Source organism: Mesorhizobium sp. B2-4-6 (assembly GCF_006442775.1).
In the GTDB taxonomy this organism is placed as follows: domain Bacteria; phylum Pseudomonadota; class Alphaproteobacteria; order Rhizobiales; family Rhizobiaceae; genus Mesorhizobium.
This window is the reverse complement of sequence record NZ_VFVI01000040.1, coordinates 1-1,495: the sequence shown is the minus strand read 5'-3', so window position 1 is coordinate 1,495 and position 1,495 is coordinate 1. Positions and strand designations below refer to the sequence as shown.

Genomic DNA, 1,495 nt, shown 5'->3' with positions numbered 1-1,495 from the left:
GGCGTTCGGGCCGAATTGCCGGGGCTGGACCGCCCCGTCACCGCGGTCATCCTGTGGAATGGCGATCGATCGCACTATGTCGTGATCGCGATGCCCGACTTCACGGCGCGCCAGGCCGAGATCATGTTCGAAAGCGAGCGGCGCGCCCGACGCTTGATGGAGCAGCAGCTCGAAGCCGCCAATTCCGAGGTGCGCTTCGCCTCGCTCGCCCGCACGCGCCTTCGCCTGGCGCGCGACCTCCACGACACGCTCGTGCATTCGATCGTCGCGCTGCTGACGCAAATCCGGCTGACACGGCATTTCCTGGCGACCGATCCAGCCCGTGTTTCGGACGGGCTCGCGGTTGCCGAGGAAGCCGCGATAACCGGCTTGGCGCGGGCGCGCGACGCCATCGCCCGGCTCAGGATGCCCGACGACCTCGAACCGGGTTCGGATGTCGAGAAGATGCTGTCGGACTTCGCGCAGCAGACCGGCATCGAGGTCTCCACGCAAATCGCTGACGCAGCCCGCCCCGGGCTGCAGGATCACGCGACGACGATTCGGCGCATCCTCGGCGAAGCGTTGCGCAACGTCGAGGCGCATGCGAAGGCGCGGCGGGTCCGGTTCGACGCGGTCGTGGAAAGAACCGAAGCTGGCGCAAGACTCATCGTCGACGTCCGCGACGACGGCCGCGGCTTTGACGGGACCGTCCCCAGACAGGGACATTTCGGGCTGATTGGAATGGCCGAATTCGCCGAGCTCGCGGGAGGACAATGCGCGGTGGAAAGCGCCCCAGGGGCGGGCACGCTGGTTCGGACATCCCTTCCCCTGACCGTGTCGGCAACGAACGACCGGTCCGGCGCCGTGGGTGCGTAGAAAGCTGGGGGTGTAGCAAGATGACCGATCCGCGCCTGAAATCCGAAAGGATACGCGTGCTGATCGCCGAGGATCAGACATTGATCCGGGAAGGCCTTGCCACGCTGCTTGCCCAGCAAAACGACGATTTCGAAATTGTCGGCGCCGCGGCCGACGGCGAGCAGGCGATCGAGTTCGCGCGCCGGTACCGTCCGGACGTCGTCTTGATGGATCTGCAAATGCCGCGCGCCGACGGCGTCACGGCGACCCAGCGTATCCTGCGCGAATTTCCGGGAACCGGCATCGTGGTCCTGACCACGTTCGAGACCAACGAGCTGATTTTCGAGGCTGTCAGCGCCGGAGCCAAGGCATATCTGCTGAAGGACTCGAGGATCGACGAGATCGCGGCGACGATCCGCACCGTGGCGAACGGCCAATCCGCGCTTTCACCCGGTGTCGCCGCGAAAATTCTCGAGGAATTCAAGCGATTGCGTCCGCGCCACGCCGCGGCGAGCGCGCCGTTGCGCGGCGACCTCACCGCGCGCGAGAACGAAATCCTCAAACTGATCGTCGAAGGCAAGAGCAATGGCGAAATCGGCGCCCAACTGCATTTGGCCGAGGGGACGATCAAGAACTACGTCAGCACGATCCTCGAGAAGTG

General features: G+C 65.4%; 2 protein-coding genes. Both read left to right on the top strand.

From position 1 onward, the window contains the following. Positions 1 to 15: 15 nt before the first annotated feature. Positions 16 to 855: a histidine kinase gene (locus tag FJ957_RS31695; RefSeq protein WP_140837563.1), complete on the top strand. Its 840-nt coding sequence runs from the start codon at positions 16 to 18 to the stop codon at positions 853 to 855. A 20-nt stretch (positions 856 to 875) separates the two neighbouring features. Then, positions 876 to 1,495 (top strand): response regulator transcription factor (locus FJ957_RS31690; protein ID WP_140837562.1); only part of this gene is annotated, 620 nt, incomplete at its 3' end.